Source organism: Pseudomonas sp. R1-7 (assembly GCF_051132105.1).
Taxonomy (GTDB): Bacteria; Pseudomonadota; Gammaproteobacteria; order Pseudomonadales; family Pseudomonadaceae; genus Aquipseudomonas.
Genome location: NZ_CP071661.1, coordinates 2,305,044 through 2,328,021, shown reverse-complemented (window position 1 = coordinate 2,328,021; position 22,978 = coordinate 2,305,044). Strand labels below are relative to the sequence as shown.

25 protein-coding genes and 1 pseudogene are annotated in these 22,978 nt (G+C 60.7%); 20 read left to right on the top strand and 6 right to left on the bottom strand.

Features of this window, described 5'->3' with window-relative positions; all coding sequences use genetic code 11:
• Positions 1-43: 43 nt before the first annotated feature.
• The 4 genes from J3P79_RS10570 (at position 44) to J3P79_RS10555 (ending at position 2,467) form a co-directional block, all read left to right on the top strand.
• Positions 44-1,081: a DNA topoisomerase IB gene (locus tag J3P79_RS10570; protein ID WP_434610266.1), complete on the top strand. Its 1,038-nt coding sequence runs from the start codon at positions 44-46 to the stop codon at positions 1,079-1,081.
• Between the two features lie 135 nt (positions 1,082-1,216).
• A complete protein-coding gene (locus J3P79_RS10565; RefSeq protein WP_186614670.1) occupies positions 1,217-1,780 on the top strand; it encodes an ATP-dependent Clp protease proteolytic subunit in 564 nt (187 codons plus the stop codon).
• Between the two features lie 220 nt (positions 1,781-2,000).
• Entirely contained in the window at positions 2,001-2,180 is a 180-nt protein-coding gene (locus J3P79_RS10560; RefSeq protein ID WP_003182983.1) for a general stress protein, read from the top strand.
• Between the two features lie 62 nt (positions 2,181-2,242).
• Positions 2,243-2,467 carry a hypothetical protein gene (locus J3P79_RS10555; RefSeq protein WP_039592956.1) on the top strand — a complete coding sequence of 75 codons (225 nt, stop codon included), beginning with the start codon at positions 2,243-2,245 and terminating at the stop codon, positions 2,465-2,467.
• Between the two features lie 87 nt (positions 2,468-2,554).
• Here J3P79_RS10555 and J3P79_RS10550 read toward each other — a convergent pair whose 3' ends face one another.
• Together J3P79_RS10550 and J3P79_RS10545 are read right to left on the bottom strand one after the other, a co-directional pair.
• The gene (locus J3P79_RS10550; protein WP_434610264.1) at positions 2,555-3,307 is read right to left on the bottom strand and encodes an OBAP family protein; all 753 of its coding nucleotides are present in this window, start codon (positions 3,305-3,307) and stop codon (positions 2,555-2,557) included.
• Positions 3,308-3,394: 87 nt separating this feature from the next.
• Positions 3,395-3,931: a DUF3087 family protein gene (locus tag J3P79_RS10545; protein ID WP_434610262.1), complete on the bottom strand. Its 537-nt coding sequence runs from the start codon at positions 3,929-3,931 to the stop codon at positions 3,395-3,397.
• Positions 3,932-4,147: 216 nt separating this feature from the next.
• Between J3P79_RS10545 and ppnN the strand changes: the two genes are divergently transcribed.
• Positions 4,148-5,521 (top strand): nucleotide 5'-monophosphate nucleosidase PpnN, encoded by a 1,374-nt coding sequence (ppnN, locus tag J3P79_RS10540; protein WP_434610260.1) that lies wholly within the window; start codon positions 4,148-4,150, stop codon positions 5,519-5,521.
• Positions 5,522-5,621: 100 nt separating this feature from the next.
• On the opposite strand, the gene J3P79_RS10535 is transcribed toward ppnN, so the two are convergent.
• Together J3P79_RS10535 and J3P79_RS10530 are read right to left on the bottom strand one after the other, a co-directional pair.
• A complete protein-coding gene (locus tag J3P79_RS10535) occupies positions 5,622-6,290 on the bottom strand; it encodes an HAD family hydrolase (protein ID WP_434610258.1) in 669 nt (222 codons plus the stop codon).
• 111 nt (positions 6,291-6,401) lie between these two features.
• Entirely contained in the window at positions 6,402-7,748 is a 1,347-nt protein-coding gene (locus J3P79_RS10530) for an MATE family efflux transporter (protein WP_434610257.1), read from the bottom strand.
• A 520-nt stretch (positions 7,749-8,268) separates the two neighbouring features.
• Here J3P79_RS10530 and J3P79_RS10525 point away from each other — a divergent pair.
• From J3P79_RS10525 to J3P79_RS10480, 10 genes and pseudogenes are all read left to right on the top strand, one after another.
• Positions 8,269-9,216 (top strand): annotated as a pseudogene (locus J3P79_RS10525) (methyl-accepting chemotaxis protein); the annotation flags it as partial.
• A gap of 11 nt (positions 9,217-9,227) precedes the next feature.
• The gene (locus J3P79_RS10520; RefSeq protein WP_003203044.1) at positions 9,228-9,596 is read left to right on the top strand and encodes a response regulator; all 369 of its coding nucleotides are present in this window, start codon (positions 9,228-9,230) and stop codon (positions 9,594-9,596) included.
• Positions 9,597-9,611: 15 nt separating this feature from the next.
• Positions 9,612-9,896, top strand: coding sequence for an STAS domain-containing protein (locus J3P79_RS10515; RefSeq protein WP_434610255.1), 285 nt, complete (start codon positions 9,612-9,614; stop codon positions 9,894-9,896).
• A 39-nt stretch (positions 9,897-9,935) separates the two neighbouring features.
• A complete protein-coding gene (locus tag J3P79_RS10510) occupies positions 9,936-12,035 on the top strand; it encodes a chemotaxis protein CheA (protein ID WP_434610253.1) in 2,100 nt (699 codons plus the stop codon).
• A 32-nt stretch (positions 12,036-12,067) separates the two neighbouring features.
• The gene (locus J3P79_RS10505) at positions 12,068-13,726 is read left to right on the top strand and encodes a methyl-accepting chemotaxis protein (protein WP_434610252.1); all 1,659 of its coding nucleotides are present in this window, start codon (positions 12,068-12,070) and stop codon (positions 13,724-13,726) included.
• A 38-nt stretch (positions 13,727-13,764) separates the two neighbouring features.
• On the top strand, positions 13,765-14,301 hold the full coding sequence (locus J3P79_RS10500; RefSeq protein WP_434610250.1) for a chemotaxis protein CheW: 537 nt from the start codon (positions 13,765-13,767) through the stop codon (positions 14,299-14,301).
• Complete coding sequence (locus J3P79_RS10495) at positions 14,298-15,134, top strand: CheR family methyltransferase (RefSeq protein WP_434610248.1); 837 nt, start codon at positions 14,298-14,300, stop codon at positions 15,132-15,134. Before J3P79_RS10500 ends, J3P79_RS10495 begins: the two co-directional genes overlap by 4 nt.
• A complete protein-coding gene (cheD, locus tag J3P79_RS10490; RefSeq protein ID WP_434610246.1) occupies positions 15,131-15,628 on the top strand; it encodes a chemoreceptor glutamine deamidase CheD in 498 nt (165 codons plus the stop codon). Before J3P79_RS10495 ends, cheD begins: the two co-directional genes overlap by 4 nt.
• 2 nt (positions 15,629-15,630) lie before the next feature.
• Positions 15,631-16,710, top strand: coding sequence for a protein-glutamate methylesterase/protein-glutamine glutaminase (locus J3P79_RS10485; protein ID WP_434610244.1), 1,080 nt, complete (start codon positions 15,631-15,633; stop codon positions 16,708-16,710).
• A gap of 364 nt (positions 16,711-17,074) precedes the next feature.
• The gene (locus J3P79_RS10480) at positions 17,075-17,614 is read left to right on the top strand and encodes a hypothetical protein (RefSeq protein ID WP_434610242.1); all 540 of its coding nucleotides are present in this window, start codon (positions 17,075-17,077) and stop codon (positions 17,612-17,614) included.
• 36 nt (positions 17,615-17,650) lie between these two features.
• Here J3P79_RS10480 and J3P79_RS10475 read toward each other — a convergent pair whose 3' ends face one another.
• Positions 17,651-18,139, bottom strand: a complete 489-nt coding sequence (locus J3P79_RS10475) for an RES family NAD+ phosphorylase (RefSeq protein WP_181290363.1) — start codon at positions 18,137-18,139, stop codon at positions 17,651-17,653.
• Positions 18,136-18,645 (bottom strand): antitoxin Xre/MbcA/ParS toxin-binding domain-containing protein, encoded by a 510-nt coding sequence (locus tag J3P79_RS10470; protein ID WP_434610240.1) that lies wholly within the window; start codon positions 18,643-18,645, stop codon positions 18,136-18,138. Before J3P79_RS10470 ends, J3P79_RS10475 begins: the two co-directional genes overlap by 4 nt.
• Positions 18,646-19,027: 382 nt before the next feature.
• Between J3P79_RS10470 and J3P79_RS10465 the strand changes: the two genes are divergently transcribed.
• From J3P79_RS10465 to J3P79_RS10445, 5 genes are all read left to right on the top strand, one after another.
• Complete coding sequence (locus J3P79_RS10465; RefSeq protein ID WP_434610238.1) at positions 19,028-19,636, top strand: DUF1349 domain-containing protein; 609 nt, start codon at positions 19,028-19,030, stop codon at positions 19,634-19,636.
• 232 nt (positions 19,637-19,868) lie between these two features.
• Entirely contained in the window at positions 19,869-20,396 is a 528-nt protein-coding gene (locus tag J3P79_RS10460) for an HvfA family oxazolone/thioamide-modified RiPP metallophore (RefSeq protein WP_434610237.1), read from the top strand.
• Between the two features lie 66 nt (positions 20,397-20,462).
• Positions 20,463-21,314, top strand: coding sequence for an HvfB family MNIO-type RiPP peptide maturase (locus J3P79_RS10455; protein WP_434610236.1), 852 nt, complete (start codon positions 20,463-20,465; stop codon positions 21,312-21,314).
• Positions 21,307-22,047 (top strand): HvfC family RiPP maturation protein, encoded by a 741-nt coding sequence (locus tag J3P79_RS10450; protein WP_434610234.1) that lies wholly within the window; start codon positions 21,307-21,309, stop codon positions 22,045-22,047. The genes J3P79_RS10455 and J3P79_RS10450 overlap by 8 nt, the downstream gene beginning before the upstream one ends.
• Before the next feature lie 165 nt (positions 22,048-22,212).
• A complete protein-coding gene (locus tag J3P79_RS10445; protein ID WP_434610231.1) occupies positions 22,213-22,485 on the top strand; it encodes a hypothetical protein in 273 nt (90 codons plus the stop codon).
• The last annotated feature ends 493 nt before the right edge of the window (positions 22,486-22,978 follow it).

The window sequence follows — 22,978 nt, the reverse complement described above, 5'->3', positions numbered from 1 at the left end:
AATGAATTCACAGGCCATCTGAATTCATCGCCAAGGATCAACCATGCCCGACACCCCGCTGCCCGATGCGCTCCCGGCCGACTTGCATTACGTCGATGACACCGCGCCGGGCATCACCCGCAGGAAACTGCGGGGCAAATTCTGTTATTTCGATCCATCGGGCCAGCGCATCACCGACCCGGCCGAAATCCAGCGCATCAATGCCTTGGCCGTTCCGCCGGCCTACACCGATGTCTGGATCTGCACCGACCCGCGTGGCCATCTGCAGGCCACCGGCCGCGATGCCCGTGGGCGCAAGCAGTACCGTTATCATCCGCGCTGGCGCGAAGTGCGCGATGCCGACAAATATTCGCGCATGCTGGAATTCGGCCGCACCCTCCCCCGGTTGCGCAAGCGCCTGGAGGAGATCCTCGCCACCCCTGGCTTCAGCCGCGACAAAGTCATGGCAACGGTCATCACCTTGCTCGATGTGACCCTGATCCGCGTCGGCAATACCCAATACGCCCGGGACAACCGCTCCTACGGCCTGACCACGTTGCGCACCAAGCATGTCGCGGTCAACGGCAGCGCCATCGCTTTCCAGTTCCGAGGCAAGAGCGGCATCGAACACCAAATCACCGTCAAGGACCGGCGCCTGGCGCGGATCGTCAAGCGTTGCCAAGAGATCCCCGGGCAGAACCTGTTCCAGTACCTGGACGAAAATGGCGAGCGTCACGCCATCACGTCTTCGGATATCAACGCCTACCTCAAGACGCTCACCGGTGCGGACTTCACCGCCAAGGACTACCGCACCTGGGCGGGCAGCGCCGCCGCCCTGGACGGACTGCGCGCACTGCAATGGGAAACCGAAACCGAGGCCAAGCGGCACGTGGCCGAGATGGTCAGGCAGGTCGCCCGGCAGTTGGGCAACACCCCTGCCGTCTGTCGTAAATGCTACATCCACCCGGCCGTGGTGGAAGGCTTCATGGCCGGTGTGCTGCATGAACTGCCCAAGCCCCGGGTGCGCAAAGGCCTCAGTCCGCAAGAAGCCGCACTGACGATGTTCCTGCAACGCATGGCCCAGGCCGTCGAAGCCTGTTGACCGAAGCGATCGATACGTTGCCGGACTCGATAAGCGTGTTACGGAAGTGGAACATCCGACAGCCGGCGGACTCCCAACTGTACAGAGCCGCTGAACCGCAGACTCGTCAACGCGTGACGTCGAGAGGAGTTTCAGATGTCCGAACACATCGTCCATTTCCATTGCCAGATCGATCAGGGAACCACCGAGCGCTTCCGGGACAACTGCCTGGAAGCCATTGAGAAAGGCGCCGACTCGCTGATGCTCAACCTCTCTACGGTCGGCGGTAGCACCAACTTCGGGTTCACCCTCTACACCTTCATCAAGTCACTTCCCGTACCGGTGCGCGCCGTGAATGCCGGCAACATCGAGTCGATGGGCATCGTCATGTACCTGGCCGCCAGCGACCGCACCACCACGCCCCACTCACGCTTCCTGATCCACCCGATGAATTGGTATTTCGGCCAGAAGTCAGTGGACCACTCGCGCTTGCGCGAATACCTGTCCAGCCTGGACAACGACGTGGCGCGGTACGTGGAAATCTACGTCAAGGAAACCGCTGGCGCCGCCACGCAGCTGGACATCTTCAAATGCCTTTGCGCCGAGGAGAGGGTAATCCCGGCGGAGAATTCGCTGGCCTTTGGCATAGCGCATCGGGTTGAACAGGTAGTGTTTCCGGCTGAAGCCAAGCATTGGAAAGTGAGCGGCGGGGAAGACTGAGATTCGATGGATAAATACCATTTGCCGCGACTTCCTCAATTAATAAAATTGATGCTGTATAAGTTCAAGCGAAACGGCTGTATAGGTTTTCCCACAGGCTTATATAAATATCGACCGTCTGTCGCCAGCGAAACGTTTTTTCTAAACTTCCTTCTGCCGTTTTCTTTCACAGTATTGCGAGGCACGTTTTACTCGCTTAACCAAAATGAGGATTCTCGAAATGGCTAATAGCGGAAACAAAAACCCAGGCAACTTCGCAAACGACCGTGAGAAAGCATCCGAAGCCGGCAAGAAAGGCGGACACGCTTCCGGCGGCAACTTCGCAAATGACCGGGAAAAAGCTTCTGAAGCCGGCCGCAAAGGTGGCGAACGCAGCCACGGCGGCGGCAGGAAGTCGTAACCCGGAGAATCGTCGGGGCGCAGCGCTGCTGCGTCCTGGCGCTTGACCAGTCGAGGTAGCGAATGAGCCAGGATCGATTTATCGTCAGTTTCATCGCCGACGGCCAACCCGATAGCCGGGTGCTGGCGGGCGACACCGAGACGCTGAGCCCCGAAGAAGCCGAGGCACTCTTGAGGGTGACCTTCACTGAACTTAAGAGCCTCAAGATCAGTGACGTTCAAGTTCAGAAAAGAACTAAGCCAAACGAAACGGAACATGATGTTCCGGGGCATTTCAAACAACCTTGATTATTTAAAACTCTTTATTTTTCACTCCCTGCCCCCGTGGCGAGGGGGTAAGCTCCCTCGCCACGAAAGCATCTCTGTTAAATAGCTTTAATGAGCATGCCCGGTCGGATCCTTGATCTGCCATACCTTTCCTTTTTGCCATGCATCGGCGCCAGGATCGATCGCCGGAGCGTCAATGGATTTGCGGGCGCGTTTCTTCTCTTCGCTGTCGATGCCCATTCGACGGTCGCGCTCGCCCACCAACTGCGAATCGATCTGACCATCGGCAGTGAAGCCCATCATCAGTTGCGGGACACCGTAGGGCAGCGCGTTGCCTTGCTCGGTGTGCCAGGTATGCCAGGTCTTGCCGTAGGTGCTGACCAGGTTTTTCATCAAGCGCGTCTCCGCCACTTCGGGGATGCCCGGCGCGACCAGTTGCCCTGACTTCACTTCATGTACATGGCTGTGCCACAGCTGCTTTTCGGCGGCAGGCAAGCCTTCGAACAAGCGCTTGCTGATGATGTATTCCACGCCCATCAGTTTGGCCTTGGCGGTGTTGGCATCGAAAATGGCGCACTGGAACACCTCTTCGTTGAGGGCCGTGCAGTAGTGGTGCGCTTCCATTTGCCCGGACATTCGCCCGTTGTAGAAATGGAAGCCATCGAGGTAGGTGTCCAACGCTTGCAACGGGGGTTTGTTCTGCATGATCCCGGCCCCCGCTTCCAGTGTCGCGGTGGTCGGGCTTTTCGCGGCGCCTGGCGCATTCACCGGCGACTGGCTGTTGTTGCCCGCGCAACCTGCCAATCCCACCGTAGCCGCGCAGAGCATGGCCCAGGTTCCCTGAACAATCTTTCCAGTCATCTCGACTCTCCTTTCCATGACTGTTCATGAGAAAGGCATCCCGGGACCTGGGTTTTATTTTTTACCCTTGGCAACCGATGAGTGGCGTTATCGGCGCTCGCTGCAGGCCTGTTTCACCGTGTCGATCCAGGCCGGGTCCAGACGCGATTGGTCAGGCTCCAGGCCCAGCGCCTGCATCTGTTCCAGATGCTCGTCGGCCTCGCGAATCAACGAGGCGTGGTCGCTGGAGTTGGCGTCCAGCAGGTGCATCTGGGCCAGGCCCAAGTGATAAAAACGCAGCAGCTTCATGGCCGCCGGATCCTGGCCCTGCACACCGGCTTTCACCTGGTGCATCACGTTGGTGATGCTCATCAGGCTGCGCTTGAGCTGCCAGCCGTACACCGCCGCGGCCATCCACGGCTGGGACCAGAAATACCCGCGCATCAGCCCGGCCATGACCAATACGGCAGCGAAGACGCCCCCGACATTGAAGCGAAAATTATCGCCCCCGGCCGTACCGAACAGCATCACGGCCAGACTGGACAGCAGCATTGCCAGCGCCAAGAACACGACGGCCACGATGAGCGTGCTGCGACGGGTCTGTTGCCGATAGTCGGCGGCGTCCCACGGTTTGATCTCGAACATCGCGTCGCAATTTCCTTGTGTGGCATGAAAAGACTCGCGCATTATCGCCTGCCCGGTCGATTTAGCTATGCTGGGGCTCATTTTGTGTTGCAACCGACCCGACGGATCCGGATCAAAGTCCATGGCGATACCGCAAGGATCGTGCGATCTTCCTGCGTGGACGTTTTTTCAAGATGCCGCCATAGTGCGAGCGGCATCGTTTTCAAGGAAAGCTGAATGACTCAAAGACAGGTAATCAACGCTTCGGTAAGCCCCAAGGGCAGCCTGGAGACTTTGTCCCAGCGCGAAGTGCAACAACTGAGCGAAGCCGGTTCCGGCAGCATCTACGATCTTTTCCGCCAGTGCGCCCTGGCCATCCTCAACACTGGCGCCCATGTCGATAACGCCAAGACCATCCTGGAAGCCTACAAGGACTTCGAAATCCGCATCCACCAACAGGACCGCGGCGTGCGCCTGGAACTGTTGAACGCGCCGGCCGATGCATTCGTCGACGGCGAGATGATCGCCAGCACCCGGGAAATGCTTTTCAGCGCCCTGCGCGACATCGTCTACACCGAGAACGAGCTGGACAGCCAGCGCATCGACCTGAGCTCATCCCAAGGCATCAGCGACTACGTGTTCCACCTGCTGCGCAACGCCCGCACCTTGCGCCCCGGCGTGGAGCCGAAAATCGTCGTGTGCTGGGGCGGCCACTCGATCAACACCGAAGAATACAAGTACACCAAGAAAGTCGGCCACGAACTGGGCCTGCGCAGCCTGGACATCTGCACTGGCTGTGGCCCCGGCGTGATGAAAGGCCCGATGAAAGGCGCCACGATTGCCCACGCCAAGCAGCGCATCCACGGCGGCCGCTACCTGGGCCTGACGGAGCCGGGCATCATCGCCGCCGAGGCACCGAACCCGATCGTCAACGAACTGGTGATCCTGCCGGACATCGAGAAGCGCCTGGAAGCCTTCGTACGCGTCGGCCACGGCATCATCATTTTTCCGGGCGGTGCCGGTACGGCGGAGGAATTTCTCTACCTGCTGGGCATCCTCATGCACCCAGCCAACCAGGACCTGCCCTTCCCGGTGATCCTCACCGGGCCTAAAAGCGCCACGCCGTATTTTGACCAACTGCACGCATTCGTCGGCGCGACCTTGGGCGAAGCCGCGCAAAAGCACTACCAGATCATCATCGACGACCCGGCCGAAGTAGCGCGGCAGATGACCCAGGGGTTGAAAGAAGTGAAGCAGTTCCGCCGCGAGCGCAACGACGCCTTCCACTTCAATTGGCTGCTGAAAATCGACGAAGGTTTCCAGCGCCCCTTCGACCCGACCCATGCGAACATGGCCAGCCTTGGCCTGAGCCGCGACCTGCCGTCCCACGAACTGGCCGCTAATCTACGCCGGGCGTTTTCGGGAATCGTGGCGGGGAACGTCAAGGACAAGGGCATCCGCCTGATCGAAGAGCACGGCCCTTACGAGATCCACGGTGACCCGGCCATCATGGAGCCCCTCGACCGCCTGCTCCAAGCCTTCGTCGCCCAGCACCGGATGAAACTGCCGGGCGGCGCGGCGTATGTGCCGTGCTATCGGGTGGTGACCTGATCCCGAAATCGCTGAGATAAAACTGCTCGCGAAAGCGGTGGTTCAGCCAGCATTGGTGCTGGATGGACCGCCATCGCGAGCAAGCTCGCCCCCACAGGGGTTAGCGGTGGTCTGGAAGGTGCATCAATCCGTTGTCGTCCACCGCAATGCTCAACCCACGGTAATCCTCGATCTGCCCATGCAACGTCACCACCGGGTGCGTGTGCGTAGCGGTCACCACCATCACATCCATGCCCGCCGCCTCGCCGGCCTTGATCCCGGCTTGGGCATCCTCGAACACCAGGCATTCCTCTGGGACCACTTGCAAGCGCTGCGCGGCCAGGAGATAGCAATCGGGGTTCGGTTTGCCGGCGCTCACGTCTTCGGCGGTCACCATCACCCCGGCTCGCGGGATTCCGGCCGCTTCCATGCGACGCAAAGCCAAGGCCATCGGCGCCGAGGTGACAATCGCCCATTGGCTCGGCGGCAGGCTTTTGAGAAACGCCAGCGCACCGGGCACCTCGACCACGCCCTCCACGTCCTCGATTTCTTCAACGGTAAGCTGCGCGGCCTCGGCTTGAGCATCTATCCCCGGCAGGTTCTGGCGGACGACCGTGTCGATGGCGCGCACGCCATGAATGGTCGGCAAGAATTTCGCCACGTCCAGGCCATGGCGCATGGCCCAGCGGGTCCAGATCCGCTCGGTGGCGGCGACGGAATTGAGCAGCGTGCCGTCCATGTCGAAGAGGAAGGCGCGGTAGGCGATGTTGGAGCGCAGAGTGACAGGCATCGGATCCTCAATGATGAAGGGGCGCATGACGGCCACTGTAACATCGTCATGCCCCTGGACCGTTGTGGGAGCGAGCAAGCTCGCTCCCACCACGGTCCGGTGTTGGATCGACTACACCAACCGCTCGATCGGCTGATGCTGCCAGACCCGTTTGTAATACACCGTCTGCAACACCAGCATACTCAGGTAAGCCACTGGAAACGCCATCCACACGCCCTGAAGGCCGAAGTGGGCATCCAATAAATAGGCCGCCGGCACCTGCACGCCGATGATGCAGAAAATCGAGATCGCCACTGGCACCAGCACCGTGCCACTGGCGCGCATGATGCCGCCGATGATGGCCTGGAACCCGAATACCAACAGGCTCCAGAGCATGATGTGCAACAGATGTTCGGCCTGGACCCGCGCCGCCGGGTCGGTGATGAACAGCCCCAATAACCAGCGGGACAACAGGTAACCCAGCAGTACCAGGCCACCGGTCAGCCAGACATTGATCAGCATCCCGGTACGCAGGATCGGCCCCAGGCGTTCCAGGCGTCCGGCACCGATGGCTTGGGCGCCGAGGATCGACGCGGTGATGGCAATCGACAGTGCCGGGAACTGCACGTAGTTGACGATTTGCGTCACCGCGCCGTAGGCCGCCGTGGCCTGGGACCCGTGGCGATTGACCAGGGCCAGGATGGCCAGCTCCGACAGCGAGATCACCACCATTTGCAAACCGGTGGGCAAGCCGATGCGCAGCACTTTGCCGAGGATGTCCCTGTCCAGGCGCATCGCCGCGAACAGCGCTCGGTCCAGTGCCAGGGCATGCGCCCGGCGGTTCAGGCGCCACGCCAGCATCGCCATCGCCGACGCGGTACCCACCAGCCCCGCCAATGCCGCGCTCTGGATGCCCATCGGCGCAAAACCCAGCCAGCCACGGATCAGCACCGGCGTCAGCAGCATCCCGACGCTGGTGGACACCAGCAACGCCAGCAGAGGCGAAACGGTATCGCTGACACCGCGCAACAACTGGGTGAACACCACGAACACCAGCAGCATCGGCAAAATCCACATCATCACCCGCGCATAGGAGACCGCGTCATCCAGCACATCGGCGGGGGTGCCGAGTCCTTGCAGGCCCTCGCGGGCAAAGACACTGCCAAGGATCGCCGCCGCCAACCCGATGATCGCCCCCAGCAACAGGGTCGAGCCTGCAATTGCCTTCACAGTCCCCGTCTCGCCGGCGCCGTAGGCCTGCCCGATCAGCACCCCTGCCCCGGCGCCGAGGCCAATCACCAACGCGATGAAGAAAAACACGATGGGAAACATCCCCGACACCGCCGCCAACGCCTGGGTGCCGAGCATCTGGCCGATGTAGATGCTGTTGAGCGTACCGGACATCGATTGCAGGAAATTGGACAGGACCATGGGGGCCAGGAACAGCAGGTAGGTTTTCCAGAGAGGCTGGGTGGGCATGGGGGCTCGATGGCAGGTGCGAAAACTGTAGAGGGTAATTTAGCTCAATACTTTCATTCTGTTTCACAGATGTCGCTCCCTCACCACGGGTCAGTCCACCTCGACATTTGCCGAATCTGGACTATTCTGCGATATCAATGCGCCACTTTTTTTGCAGAACCGGACGACTGGTCATAAAGACCGAGTCGGTTTTGCAGATAACCAGTTATTCGCAAACATCCTGTCAGCAACACTGTTCAAGGACCGAACCATGACGTCGTATTCCCACGACCAATCCTTCGCCAAACCCCAGACGCACACTTGCTGGCACGCCTTGATCGTTGCCGTCATCGCCTGCGCCGGTGTGCTGGTGCTCAACGGCGCGAATGCGCAAACCATTGGTTTCAGTGCCGTGCTGCTGGTCCTTGGCATGGGTGCCGGTCTCTGGGGCATGCGCTTGCAGCGCTTGCAATTGGACAAGGCCGAAGCAGCGGCCATCGCCCGTCACGAACTGCAAGCCGCCGACCATGGCACTCACAAAAGCAGCGCACAACTCAACGAAGTGATCCTCGGTGCCATGCCGATCTGGGCCAAGCAAGTTGAAAGCTCGCGCCAGCAGACTGAAACCGCGATCGTCTCCTTGACCAGCCGTTTCACCGGCATTTCCTCGCGTCTTGAAGAGACCGTGCAAGCTTCGCAACTGGCCGCCGGCGAATTGGCCGGCAGCAGCGGCGGTGGTGCTGTCCAGGTGCTGGCGCAGAGCGAAGGCGAACTGGTGAAGGTAATCGATTCGTTGAAGTCCACCCAGGCCAGCCGTGATGAAACCCTCGCCCAAGTGCGCAACCTGACCGCCTACACCGGCGAGCTGCGGACCATGGCCGCCGACGTCGCGGCGATTGCCGCCCAGACCAACCTGCTGGCCCTCAACGCCGCCATCGAAGCCGCCCGGGCAGGCGAAGCCGGACGTGGCTTTGCGGTGGTGGCCGACGCCGTGCGCGCCCTGTCGAGCAAGTCCAGCGAGACCGGCCAGCAGATGTCGGCCAAGGTCGACGTCATCAACACCGCCATCACCCAACTGGTGCAGGCGGCTTCCAGCGGTGCCGATCAGGACAGCCAGTCCGTGGTCGTGTCCGAGGGCAGCATCCAGCGCGTGCTCGAACGCTTCCAGAGCGTAACCGGGCGCCTCGCCGATTCGGCCGACATGTTGCAACGGGAGAGTTACGGCATTCGCGACGAACTCACCGAAGTGCTGGTCAGCCTGCAATTCCAGGATCGGGTCAGCCAGATCCTCAGCCACGTGCGCGACAACATCGAGGACCTGCATGTGCACATGCAGCAGGCCAGCCAGTCGCCCGAACAGGCCGCCGCCATCGACGCCCGCCAATGGCTGGCCCGCATGGAAACCACCTACGCCACTGACGAGCAACGCCGCAATCATCACGGCGACTCGGCTGCGCAACAGACTTCACAGGAAATAACCTTCTTCTAGGAGAGCCGTTCATGGCTAAAAGTGTATTGGTTGTCGACGACTCCGCGAGCGTTCGGCAGGTAGTCGGCATCGCGTTGAAAAGTGCCGGCTACGACGTAATCGAGGCCAGCGATGGCAAGGACGCACTGGGCAAGCTCAACGGCCAGAAAGTGCACCTGATCATCAGCGACGTGAACATGCCGAACATGGACGGCATCACCTTCGTCAAGGAGGTCAAGAAGCTGGCCAGCTACAAGTTCACGCCGATCATCATGCTCACCACCGAATCCCAGGAATCGAAGAAGCAAGAGGGCCAGGCCGCGGGTGCCAAGGCCTGGGTGGTCAAGCCGTTCCAGCCGGCGCAGATGCTGGCGGCGGTATCCAAGCTGATTCTTCCTTGATGGCCGGAGGCTTCAATGCCGCTGCTGTACGAAATAGAAGATGACCTCGCGCAGGTGCAGATCGACGGCGAGCTGACGATCTACACCGCCGCCGACCTGGCCGCGCAATTGCTGCCACGGTTGGGGGCAACGCCAGCCATGGCGCTGGACCTTTCGCAGATCACCGAGATGGATGGTGCTGGCCTGCAACTGCTGCTGATGATTCAGCGCGAGGCACCCAAGGCCGGGACCCAACTGAGGGTGACCGACCAAAGCAAAGCCGTCACGGAAACCCTGGCCCTGTGCAACCTGGTTGCCTAGGGTCTGCGCAACACGTCGGACACGACAAAGGAAATGAGCGTGAGCATCAATCTCGATCAGGCACAACAAACCTTCATCGTCGAGGCACGTGAACAACTGCAGGCGATGGAAGAATCGTTGCTGCAATTGGAAAACGACCCCGGCGACGATGACGCCATCGGCGCGATTTTCCGGGCGGCCCATACGATCAAGGGCTCGGCGGGGCTGTTCGGCCTGGAGCCGATCGTCAGCTTTACCCACATCGTCGAGGACGTGCTCGATCGCCTGCGCGAGGGCAGTGTCGCGGTGGACCCGGGCTTGATCGCCGTGCTGCTCAAGTCCGGTGATCACATGCTCGAGCTGATCGACGTGGTCGCCAACCAGGGCTCGACGTTGCAACCCCCTGCCCTGGCCCGGGAAATGGAACTTTGCCAGATCCTGCAGGAATACCAGGCGCCCCCGACCGCAGCCGAACCGGCCCGGGCAGCAGAAGCCGAAACGACCCATTCAGCCGAAGCGAGCCTCTGGCGCATCTCCCTGCGCTTTGGCCAAGACGTGTTTCGCAATGGCATGGACCCGTTGTCGTTCCTGCGCTATTTGCAGACCCTGGGTGAAATCGTCGATCTCACCACGTTGACCGACGCGCTGCCGGCTATCGAAGCCTGGGATGCCGAGTCCTGCTACCTGGGCTTCGACATCGCGTTTCGCTCCGCCGCCGGCTATGCCGCGATCAACGAAGTGTTCGACTTTGTGCGCGAAGACTGCGTGATCGAAATCGTTGCCGCCCAAGAGGTCGAGTCCCCGGCGAGCACCGGCCTGGTCGCGACATCCCCCGCACCGACCGACGAAAGCACCGCCATGGTCGCCACGGGCGAACTGATGCCGGACCAACGCAAGACCCCGCGCATGCCCGCCCAGGTCGCGACCGACAAACAGGCCGTGGCCAGCGAAAGCAAAGCCAAGGACGGCACCTATGTACGCGTCAACGCGGACAAACTCGACGAACTGATCAACCTGGTAGGTGAGCTGGTCATTGCCAGCGCCGGCGCCAGTCTGCTGGCGCGTACCTGCCAGAACGATCCGTTGCAGGAAGCCACCTCGTCGGTGTCCGGCCTGGTGGAAGAGATTCTCGACGGTGCCTTGCGCCTGCGCATGATCCCCATCGGCGAGACCTTCAACCGCTTTCGCCGGGTGGTACGCGATGTCAGCCAGGAACTCGGCAAGGACATCGACCTGATCATCAGCGGCGCGGAAACCGAGCTGGACAAGACCGTGGTGGAAAAAATCGGCGACCCGCTGATGCACCTGCTGCGCAACGCCATGGACCACGGCATCGAAACCGCCGAGGCGCGCCTGGCGGCAGGCAAGCCGGCCAAGGGGCATCTGCACCTCAATGCCTACCACGACTCGGGCAGCATCGTGCTGGAAATCGCCGACGACGGCGCCGGCCTCAACCGCGACCGGATCCTGGAAAAGGCCCATGAACGTGGCCTGATCGCCCAGGGCGCGAACCTGACCGACCAGGAGATCTACAACCTGATTTTCGAAGCCGGCTTCTCCACCGCCCAGGCCGTCACCAACCTGTCCGGGCGCGGCGTGGGCATGGACGTGGTCAAGCGCAACATCACACTGCTGCGCGGCACGGTCGACCTGGACAGCCAGCCGGGCAAGGGCACCGTGGTGCGCATCCGCTTGCCGCTGACCCTGGCGATCATTAATGGATTCCTGGTCGGCATCGGCCAGTCCACCTATGTGATCCCGCTGGACATGGTCCAGGAATGCATCGAGCTGAGCGAAGACGATGGCCTCGCCAGCCGCGAACAAGGCTACCTGGACCTGCGCGGCGAAGTGCTGCCGCTGGTGTACCTGCGCGACCACTTCCACCACGAAGGCCCGGCCTCGCGCCGGCAGAACGTGGTGGTGGTGCGCTACGCGGAACTCAAGGCCGGGCTGGTGGTGGATGACCTTTTGGGTGAATTCCAGACCGTGATCAAACCCTTGGGCAAGCTGTTCGGCGCACTGCGCGGCATCAGCGGCTCGACCATCCTGGGCAGCGGCGCGGTGGCGTTGATTCTCGACGTACCGGCACTGCTGACCCAGATCGCACAGATAGAAAACCGCTACAACTCGACCCCATTACAACAAGCCAACGCTCGCTGACGCTTCAACACTCCATGGAGAGGTATTCCCCAATGAAATGGTTCTACGACCTTAGAATCGCCACCAAACTGATCACCTCGTTCCTCGTGGTGTTGGCGCTGACCGCCGTCATGGGCGTGTTTTCGATCATCCAGCTGGGCCAGGTCAACGGCACCACCATCGAGATCCGCGAAAACTGGATGCCGTCCATGCGCGCGGCCTCGGGCATGCGCTTCTATGCGGCGAACTATCGCCTCAAGGAAAACCGTCATATCGGGGCCGATTCCGAGCAAGAACGCGTGACCCTTGAGCAAGAAGCCGAAGACACCAAAAAGGGCTTCGAAACCCGCCTCGACACCTACGAGAAATTGGTCTCCTCCGCCGAAGACCGGCAACTATTCGAAACCACTCGCAATGACTGGGCCGCTTATCTGGCAGTCAGCAAGGATCTGTTCGCGCTGTCCCGGCAACAACAGACCGAGCAAGCCATGGCACTGCTCAAGGGTGAGTCCAAGCGTCAATTCGACCTGGTGACCGCCGACCTGCAAAAACTCGTCGAGCTCAACGCTGCCGGCGCAGACGTTGCCAGTGCCCACGGCACTCAGCTGTATGAAGATGCCCGCCTGTCGATCATCGTCGTGCTGGTTGCCGCCCTCCTGGTAGGCCTGGGCCTGGCGCTGTTCATCTCCCGCGTGATTTCTCGTCCACTGAAGCAGGCCGCCGCCGTCGCCGAGCAACTGGCCGAAGGCAACCTGAACGCGAAGATCGAAGGCGGTTCCAAGGACGAAACCGGCATGGTGCTCAACGCCATGCAGAACATGGTCGGCAAGCTGTCGCACATCATCGGTGAAGTGCGCAACGCGGCGGACAACCTCGCCAGCGCCTCCGAAGAAGTCAGCGCCACCGCCCAGTCGATGAGCCAGGCCACCAGCGAACAGGCGGCCAGCGTCGAGGAGACCAGCGCCTCCATCGAGCAGATGAGCGCCAGCATCAATCAGAACACCGAAAACGCCAAGGTCACCGACGGCATGGCCAGCAAGGCTGCCAAGGAAGCCACCGACGGCGGCGAATCGGTGCAGCAGACCGTGGTGGCGATGAAGAAAATCGCCCAGCGCATCAGCATCATCGATGACATTGCCTACCAGACCAACCTGTTGGCGCTCAACGCTGCGATCGAAGCAGCCCGCGCCGGCGAACATGGCAAAGGCTTCGCGGTGGTGGCGGCCGAAGTCCGCAAACTGGCCGAGCGTAGCCAGGTCGCGGCCCAGGAGATCGGCGAGCTGTCGTCCAGCAGCGTCGACATGGCCGAGAAGGCCGGCAGCCTGCTTAACGAGATGGTCCCGTCCATCAACAAGACCTCGGACCTGGTGCAGGAAATCAGCGCCGCGTCCGAAGAACAGGCCGCCGGCGTGGCGCAGATCAACACCGCCATGACCCAGCTCAACCAAGTGACCCAGCAGAACGCCTCCAGCAGCGAAGAATTGGCCGCCACCGCCGAAGAGATGAGCAGCCAGGCCGAACAACTGCAACAGGCGATGAGCTTCTTCACCTTGGACACACCGTCCAAGGCCGCCATCCAGGTCGCCCGGGTCGATAACACACCCGGCCCGTCCAGCCGCAAACCGGCCCGGGCACCGGCACCAGCGATGCCCAAGGCGTTTGCCTACAACATGGCCAGCGCGCCGGACGAATCGGAATTCACCCGGTTCTGATGGCCCGGTTCCATAGGCTTGCTTAAAGGAGAAAGGCAATGGGCGCCATCGCGACCACACGCCAGACCGCCAGCGCGGTCGAGGAAGAAGCACAGTACCTGACGTTCATGCTCGGCACGGAAATGTTCGCCATCGGCATCCTGTGCATCAAGGAAATCATTGAATACGGCAATCTCACCGTGGTGCCGATGATGCCGGCCTTCGTACGCGGGGTGATCAATCTGCGCGGTGCGGTCGTGCCGGTGGTGGATCTGTCGGCCCGTTTCGGCCGGCCGAACTCCGCCATCAGCCGCCGCAGCTGTGTGGTGATCATCGAGGCCGCCAGCGCCGACGGGCTGGCCCAGGACATCGGGTTGCTGGTGGACACGGTATCGGCGGTGCTGGAAATCCCGGCTTCGCAGATCGAACCGCCACCGAGTTTTGGCGCGAAGATCCGCGCCGATTTCATCAGTGGCATGGCCAAGGTCGATGGCAAGTTCGTCATCGTCCTGGAAGTGGACCGGGTGCTATCCATCGACGAAATGTCCGAACTCGCCCAGGCCAGTCCCACCGCGTTGGAAGCGCCAGACTCATGAGCACAGACACTTGCAAGGAACGCACGGTGAACTCGATGGCCCTCACCGACCGGGAGTTCGGCCAGTTCCAATCCTGGTTGTACCAGGCGGCCGGCATCAACCTGTCGCCGGCCAAGAAAGCCCTGGTGGCCGGGCGTCTGTTCAAGCGCCTCAAGCACTACGAACTGGACAGCTACGGCGAGTACTTCAAGCTGATCATGAGCGGCCAGCGCAGCGACGAATTGCAAGTGGCGCTGGACCTGCTCACGACCAACGAAACCTACTTTTTCCGTGAGCCCAAGCACTTCGACTTTCTTCGCGATCACGTGCTGCCCCATGCCACACCGGGCAAGACCTTTCGCCTGTGGAGCGCCGCCAGTTCCTCCGGCGAGGAGCCCTACAGCCTTGCGATGACCCTGGCCGAAAGCCTGGGCACCACGCCTTGGGAAGTCATCGGCTCCGACATCAGCATGCAAGTGTTGGCCAAGGCCCGTTCCGGGCATTATCCGATGGAGCGCGCCCGTAACCTGCCCCATTCGCTGTTGGTGAAATATTGCCTCAAGGGCACCGGCAGCCAGCAGGGCACCTTGCTGATCGACCGGGCGTTGCGCAACCGGGTCAACTTCATCCAGGTCAATCTCAACGACACGCTTCCAGAGCTGGGGGAGTTCGATGTGATTTTCCTGCGCAACGTGATGATCTATTTCGACCAGCCCACCAAAAGCAAAGTGGTTGCCCGGCTGATCCCGCGGCTCAAGCCCGGTGGGTATTTCATCGTCAGCCATTCGGAGAGCCTCAACGGTGTTTCCGACGCGTTGAAGCTGGTGGCCCCTTCGATTTATCGCAAGCCATGAGCGCCGCGATCAAGCAAGTCGCCGAGGTCTACCTGGGGCCGGGAGAGTTTCGCTTTGCGACCTGCCCGACCCGCCTGCGCACGATCCTCGGCTCTTGCGTGGCGATTACGCTCTGGCATCCAGAACGCAAGATCGGCGGCATGTGCCACTTCATGTTGCCCAGCCGGATTCGTTGTTCCACGGCGCTGAACGGGATGTACGCCGATGAAGCCATCGAGCTGTTCGTCCGCAAGGCGCGGGCTCATCACACCGAGCCCGAGGAATACCAACTCAAGCTGTTCGGCGGCGGCGAGATGTTTCCCGAACTGCAACGCCATGTCCCCTATGGCGACGTGGCGCGGTTGAACGTCAACGCAGCGCTGGAAATGGCCGCCCTCTATCGCCTGGACCTGATCGCCCAGGACATGGGCAGCACCGGCCACCGCAGCATCATTTTCGACCTTTGCACGGGCGACGTCTGGGTCAGGCACCAACCGATAAGGACCCTGCATTAACCATGTCAGGCAAAAAAATAAACGTATTGCTGGTGGATGATTCCGCCGTGGTCCGCCAGGTGTTGCTGGCCATTCTCAGCGACACGCCGGACATCAATGTCATCGGCGCGGCCTCCGACCCGATTTTCGCCATGGACAAATTGGCCAAGGAATGGCCCGACGTGATTGTGCTGGACGTGGAGATGCCGCGTATGGACGGCATCACGTTCCTGAAAAAGATCATGAGCGAACGGCCCACGCCCGTAGTGATCTGCTCGTCGCTGACGCCCAAGGGTGCGGAAACCACGTTGCAGGCCATGGCCGCCGGCGCGGTGGAAATCATCACCAAGCCCACCAGCGGCTTGAAGAACTTCCTGCTGGACTCGGCGCCGGAACTGGTATCGGCCATCCGCGCTGCCGCCCAGGTCAACGTTCGCAACCTGGGCAAACGCCCGGCTCCGGCGGCGCCGCTGACGCCAGCGACCAAACTTACCGCCGACGCCATGCTGCCTGCCGGAAACGGCCACGCCATGGCCCAGACCACCGAGCGCATCGTCGCCATGGGCACCTCCACCGGCGGCACCCAGGCGCTGGAAGCGGTGCTGACCGCCCTGCCGCGCGTGTGCCCGGGCATCGTCATCGTTCAGCACATGCCGGAAAAATTCACGGCCTCATTCGCCGCCCGGCTCAACAGCCTGTGCCAGATCGAAGTGCGCGAAGCGAAGAACAACGACCGTATCCACCCGGGCCTGGCGCTCATCGCCCCCGGCGGCAAGCACATGATGGTCACTCGCAGCGGCGCGTTCTATCACGTGCAAGTGGTGGACGGGCCGCTGGTCAATCGCCATCGCCCCTCGGTGGATGTGCTGTTTCGCTCGGTGGCCAAGTTCGCCGGCCGTAACGCGACGGGCATCATCATGACCGGCATGGGCGACGACGGCGCCCGCGGTCTCAAGGAAATGCTCGACGCCGGCAGCGCCACCGTGGCCCAGGATGAGGCCAGCTGCGTGGTATTCGGTATGCCCAAGGAAGCGATCAAGCTCAACGCCGCGCAACGGGTGATGCCATTGCTGGAGATTGCGCAGGTGATCTTGCATCGCTGAGCGAAGCATTTGTTTTTAGTGAGCGCTGTTGTGGCGAGGGGATAAATCCCCTCGCCACAGAAAAAGCTCCTTAAACAGGAGAGATCGTCGCCAGCACACCGATCAGCAGCGTCAACGCCAGGAAACCGCCCAGAAAAATCGCCATCTTCGCCATGAGTTTTCTCCCGATAGAACCATTGCGGCACGGCCGGATTGTGGCGTGGGAACTGAGACCATTACAGACGCACCTGTAAGGGAAAAATGCGGATCAGCGCAAAAAGCCGGCAAACCGCGAAACCATCGATGGACAAGTGCGCCATGATCACCGCTATCATGCCGCACGCCCATTCGACGGGCGTGCTACAACCACCTCAAGGACTCAGTCATGCCCCCTCTGCCGTCACGCGCCGCCCTCTTCGTCTCCGGTATCTTGATCAGCTCACTGTGCGTGGCCGAAGGCGAGCCGGCGGAAAGCGTTATCAAGGACTCGACCAAATCCGCCGTTTCGTCCTTTATCACTGCCGGCAAGAATCTGTTGGGCGGCGTGAGCGAAGGCGTCCTCGATGGCCGGGAGTCGGTCCAGGGCACCGACGGCGCTGCGATCATTTCCTCTGGCGAGCAGATGAAAGACCGTATCACCGTTGAAGTGCTGAAGCTTGAGCCCAGCGAAGACAACGTCACCATCACCCTCGGTTTCAAGAACAGCACCGACACCCAACTGCGCCTGATCAATCTCGGGCAAACAGGCACCCTCCTGGCGATCGACCAGGCGGGCTACGCCAACCGGCTCACCGGCCTGGACAACCCCGACGAAGTCACCGTCCCACCGAAGATTGCCGTGCGGCAGAAATTCGTATTCGAAGGCATGAACGAGGCGATCAGTGCTGTTCGGATGTGGGGTGCGGATTATTCGGTCAAGAAGTAGCTTTCATCAATGACTGCCTGCTCAGGACACTCAGGATTACCTGACCAGTCGAGTGTCCAAGCCAAAGCGCTCTTGAGAAATAAGCTTGAATTGGCCCTTCGCCAAATCGCAGCTCACCAGCAAATTCCAGGAATGCCGGGTCACCGCTGAAGGAATCAGCACAAAGGGAAACTGCGCCAATAACTCATCGGCAAACCATTGCTGATTGGGCGAAGGTTGAGCCGGGGTGAGCCAGTTTGGATTCGGCACCTCTTCGGCATGCACCACCTTTATCAGTGCCGGATCCAGTACCTCAAAGCAGGTCAGCAGGTAGGGCACCTTATCCAGCGCGTCGAAACCAAGATGAGCCGCGACTTCCAAGATGGCGGTGGAGGGATCGGCCGAAGCATAAATCACGCGACGGCCAGGGGGATTCCAACGTCCGCCTGAGCGTTGTGCGCCGATCCCGCTATCCCAGGTCTCCTTGTAAACCTCGCGATCAAGACGCCAAGCGTGCCACTGCCCCTCCCAAGGCAAGGGGCTCATTGATAAATCCCATGCTCGATACGGCTCAGATAATCTTCCACCACTTGGAAGCCCAGCGAATTATCGATCAACTCCAAGGGCACATGACCATCCAGATACTTGCAGGGCTTCTTGAGCCAGTCTTCCGCCAACGACTGGCTGCCGAACACCTCTGTTGCGTGCTCCAGCGTTTGGGCATATTGGAACGCGACAGTACTCTGCTGTCGGTTCAACCGTATCGGTTGGGCATCTTTCGCTAATCGCTGCACAGTCCTCACAGACTTGCCGGTAATGCGCTCAAGCAAACCGTGCTCCATATACAAGGCGGACGCGGAAAGCATCTTCCTGACATCGTCCAAACTGAAACCTTCTTGCGTGTATCGGAGGATCAATAAGCGTTCGTCCCCTTTGCGCCCCCGCAATAGTATTTGGGTCGGCTTTTCGACAGTCTTCTTTGGGCTCGTCTTCGCCGCTTTAGCTGTGGACTTGGCTGTGGGCCTCTCTGCTTGCTTGGCTACTACGGTCATTAGGCTGACCTCCTTGCGACATTTGTCGCAATCATAGCGCCAAATGTCATACGCATGACAAGTGAATTTATCAGCCTTGACCTCCTGGCTTCCTGGCTCCCTGGCATCGACTTTTCCTCACAATATAAAACGAGACTGGACATGCCTCGCGCAGCATTGGGCTAGGCCAAGATGCTAAGGACGGCGCTTCCGAAGGCCAACCCTAAAATGTCGTAAGAGAATTCATCCACTTACCCAAAACGCGACCTTTTGCTGTCAGAAGCACACCCATCCCGTGGCGAGGGAGCTTGCTCCCGCTGGGTTGCGCAGCAGCCCTCGCCGTTCTGAACCACCTCTCGCTTCATCGGTCGATTCAGTACGCCCGAAACCAGGTGACCCGACGATGCCCGATAAACACACCCCACACCCACGCGGCCTGTCACATGGCGCCTGGCTGAACGAACCCAAGTTCCACAGCGCACCCACCACGCAAACCCTGGAGCTTGAAACCGACAACGCCACCGATTTCTGGCGTGAAACCCACTACGGCTTCACCCACGACAGCGGCCATTTCCTCGGCGTTGAAACCTCGTCCAGCTTCACCTGCCAACTGCGCATCCGCGGCGCTTTCGAAGCCCTGTACGACCAGGCCGGCCTCATGGTCCGGATCAACGAGCGCCAGTGGGTCAAGGCAGGCATCGAACTGAGCGACGGCCAGGCCATGCTCGGCAGCGTGCTCACCGATGGACAATCCGACTGGGCGACCAGCCGCTACACCGCAGACCCCAGCGACTTCTGGATGCGTGCCACCGTAGCCGGCGGCGTGCTGCGCTTGCAGGTCTCCAGCGATGGCCTTCGTTGGCCGCTGGTGCGGTTATGCCCCTTCCCCATCGCAGCGACTTACCGCGTCGGCCCAATGGCGTGCAGCCCCAAGCGAGGCGGATTGAAGGTGGCGTTTTCCGATTGGACGCTCGGGCCGGCGCTGGGCAAGGACTTGCATGACCTGACCTGAGCGCCACCCTTTTGCAGCGTTCTGTATCCGCGACACACAGCCATACAAACACACCGCCGCATGACACATCCCAGATACACGGCAAGCGCCAAATGGCCCCGTCCGAACAGGCCAGTCCCGCCTTGCTTCGACCCGACGTGCCGAGCACCGGGCAAGCAACGTGACGCCGCCACGGCACACGCCCCGCGCAACGTTTGCCAGGGGCCATACAGCTCTTATCTGGAGAAACCTCATGACCCGTACAAAAAACTCGAACTGCGCTCGCCTCGCCCTCGCCGCCCTGGCTTTGTCCGGCGGTTTGAGCCTGGCCCAGTCCGCTTTCGCCGTGGACACCCTGGCCCAGGGTTATCAATTGGCCTCGGCTGAAAAAACTTCCGAAGGTAAATGTGGCGAAGGCAAATGTGGCGCCGGCGAATCGTCCAAAAAGGCCACCGAGGCGGAAGGCAAGTGTGGTGAAGGCAAATGTGGTGCCGCCGAATCGGGTAAAAAAGTCACCGCCGCGGAGGGCAAGTGCGGCGAAGGCAAATGTGGTGACGCGTCCTTCGCTCGCACCGACACTGACGACGACGCCCGCGTATCGCTGAAGGAGTTCCTCAGCGTCGCGCCGACCCAGCAAGCCGAGTTCAAAAAGATGGACAGCAACCACGATGGTTACCTGTCCGAGGCGGAAACCTACAAATACCGCACCGGCCAGTACACGGCCAATGGCAAGAAAGTCCCAACCGAACTGTTCATCCACATGAGCCAGGCCAAGGAATAAATCCTTTCGCTCCGACCCTCCCGGACGCTCTCGCCGGGAGGGTTTGGTCATCCCTGGAGAACTGCGATGAGTACCTTCACTTCACCCAACGGCGCCGGACTTGGCCTGCGTCGCGCCATGCTAGGCGACCTGCTGGAAATGGCCCCAGGCGCCGTGGACTTCCTGGAATGCGCCCCGGACAACTGGATCGGTGTCGGCGGCGTCTACGCTGACCAATTGGACCAACTGGCCGCACGGCACCCCATCACCTGCCATGGGCTGTCCCTGTCCCTCGGCGGTCCGCAACCCCTCGACCTGGAACTGCTGCGCGGCACACGCCGGTTCCTTGATCGCTACGCCGTGGCGATCTACAGCGAACACCTGAGCTACTGCTCCGACAGCGGCCACCTCTACGACCTCTTGCCGATCCCCTTCACCGAAGAAGCCGTCCACCACGTCGCCGCGCGCATCCGCCAGACCCAAGACGTGCTGGGTCAACGCATCGCCGTGGAAAACATCTCCTACTACGCCGCGCCCTTCCAGGCCATGAGCGAAATCGACTTCATCTGCGCCGTGCTCCAGGAAGCCGACTGCGACCTGCTGCTGGACGTCAACAACCTCTACGTCAATGCCATCAATCACCGTTACGAGGCCGCGGAATTCCTGGCCGCCCTTCCCGCGCAACGCGTCACCTACCTGCACGTCGCCGGCCATTACGACGAAGCCGACGACTTGAAAATCGACACCCACGGCGCGGCGGTCAAGCAGGACGTCTGGGCGCTGCTGCACCAGACCTACCAACGATTTGGCCCGGTGCCGACGCTCTTGGAACGCGACTTCAACTTTCCTCCGCTCTCGGAGCTACTCGCCGAAGTCGAGCACATCAAAAATCTTCAACAACGCGCTTGCCCGGCAACAGCGGAGGCCCGCCATGCCTGAACAACTGCTTGAACAGCTCAACTGCATGGCCAGCTACGTCCGCAACCCCGACAACCCGGCCCCTCCCGGGCTGGAAGCCCGACGCCTAGCCGTCTACCGGCAACTGTTCATTGGCAGCATCCAATCACTGCTGGCCGCCAGTTTCCCGGTCATCCACCGGACCCTGCCGCCCGCCGACTGGCGATGGCTGGTCCATGACTTCTACGCCAACTTCCGCTGCCAGACGCCGCTCTTCACCCAACTGGCCGGCGAGTTCGTCACCTACCTGGAGCAACGCGCAAGCCTGCACAACTACCCCGCGTGGCTGCCCGAACTGGCGCAACACGAATGGAGCGAAAGCGCCCTGCTGCTGAGCGATGCGGTGGAGCCGTCACACAACCCCCACGGCGACCTGATCGAGGGCACGCCCGTGGTATCGGAGCTTGCGCGCGTACATGCCTATGAATGGCCGGTGTGCGATATCGGACCGGGCTATCAACCCACCGAAAAACCAGCGGCGCCGACCTTGGTCATGCTTCAGCGACGTGGTGGACACGTGAGTTTTTCACGCCTGGCGCCGATGGCTTATGCGTTGTTGGTGTCGCTGATGGAGCATCGGCGCAGCGGGCGGGCGCATTTGGTCGCGTTGGCGGAGATGGCCGGGGTGACGGCGCGGGAGTTGATGCCGGTGGGAGTGGCGGCGCTTGAGGGATTCAGGGCGCAGGGGATTGTGTTGGGGACGCGTTGGGGGTGAGCGAACGACTTCAAAGAATTGTGACGATTCCTACGCAACCCTCGGAATCGCTCACCTATGCACCACAGATGCTTGAACCTATAGTCAGTCGCGTCGCCCCAAATGGCGATCAGGTTTGGCGACCTGGGGATCGGATCAGTCCATCAACCTGATCGGAGCAAGACCATGGAAAGATACATCCCCATCACCGGCATCGACTGCACCCCGGCTTCTCTGCTGATTGATAGTCAGGCACCGCTTGATGTTCTGCATGCTACGGCTGATTACCGTATTCGGGTGGTGACCCAGGTTCTGGAAAATATTGCGTTTCGTGCTGAGATGGGTAGCGATACGGTTGTGCTTTCAGATTTTGCGCAGCTGTTAGTGATTCCGTTGCGGGATGGGTGTGATTTGTTGGAGGTGATTGGGCGGCGGCTTCAGGCACAGGTTGAGGGATGATGAGGAACGGGCGTTTGGTGGCCCCGTTTTTATTAACCTCAAATGGCGAATGGAAAATTTGCTTGAACGTTTTATACGCCTGGAGCCGTGGGCGATTTTGGGAAATCTCTGGACGGCAGCAATCGGCCCAGAGTGTGTCAAAACCCTTGTTAGCGGCTTCCACTCCAGTGTTTTTTCCTACTCAGCCCAGGTCAGACATCAGTTGCTCAGATTCAGTATAAGATTCCGGAAATCAGCAGGTACGCCGACAACGTGGGCTAGAGGCTAGAACTCTGGGGGTTGGATGATTGCAAGCAACGTTTCATATCTTTGTCCGGTTTGCGGATACCCCGGGCTTGAAGAGCCTCCATACGATGAGGTTGGCTGCTCTTCGTTTGGCATGTGCCCGTCCTGCGGTACGCAGTTCGGCTATGATGACGCAACATCGACTCATGCTGATTTGCGGAGATTATGGATCTCTAAAGGAATGCTTTGGTGTAGCAAAGCTCAAGCG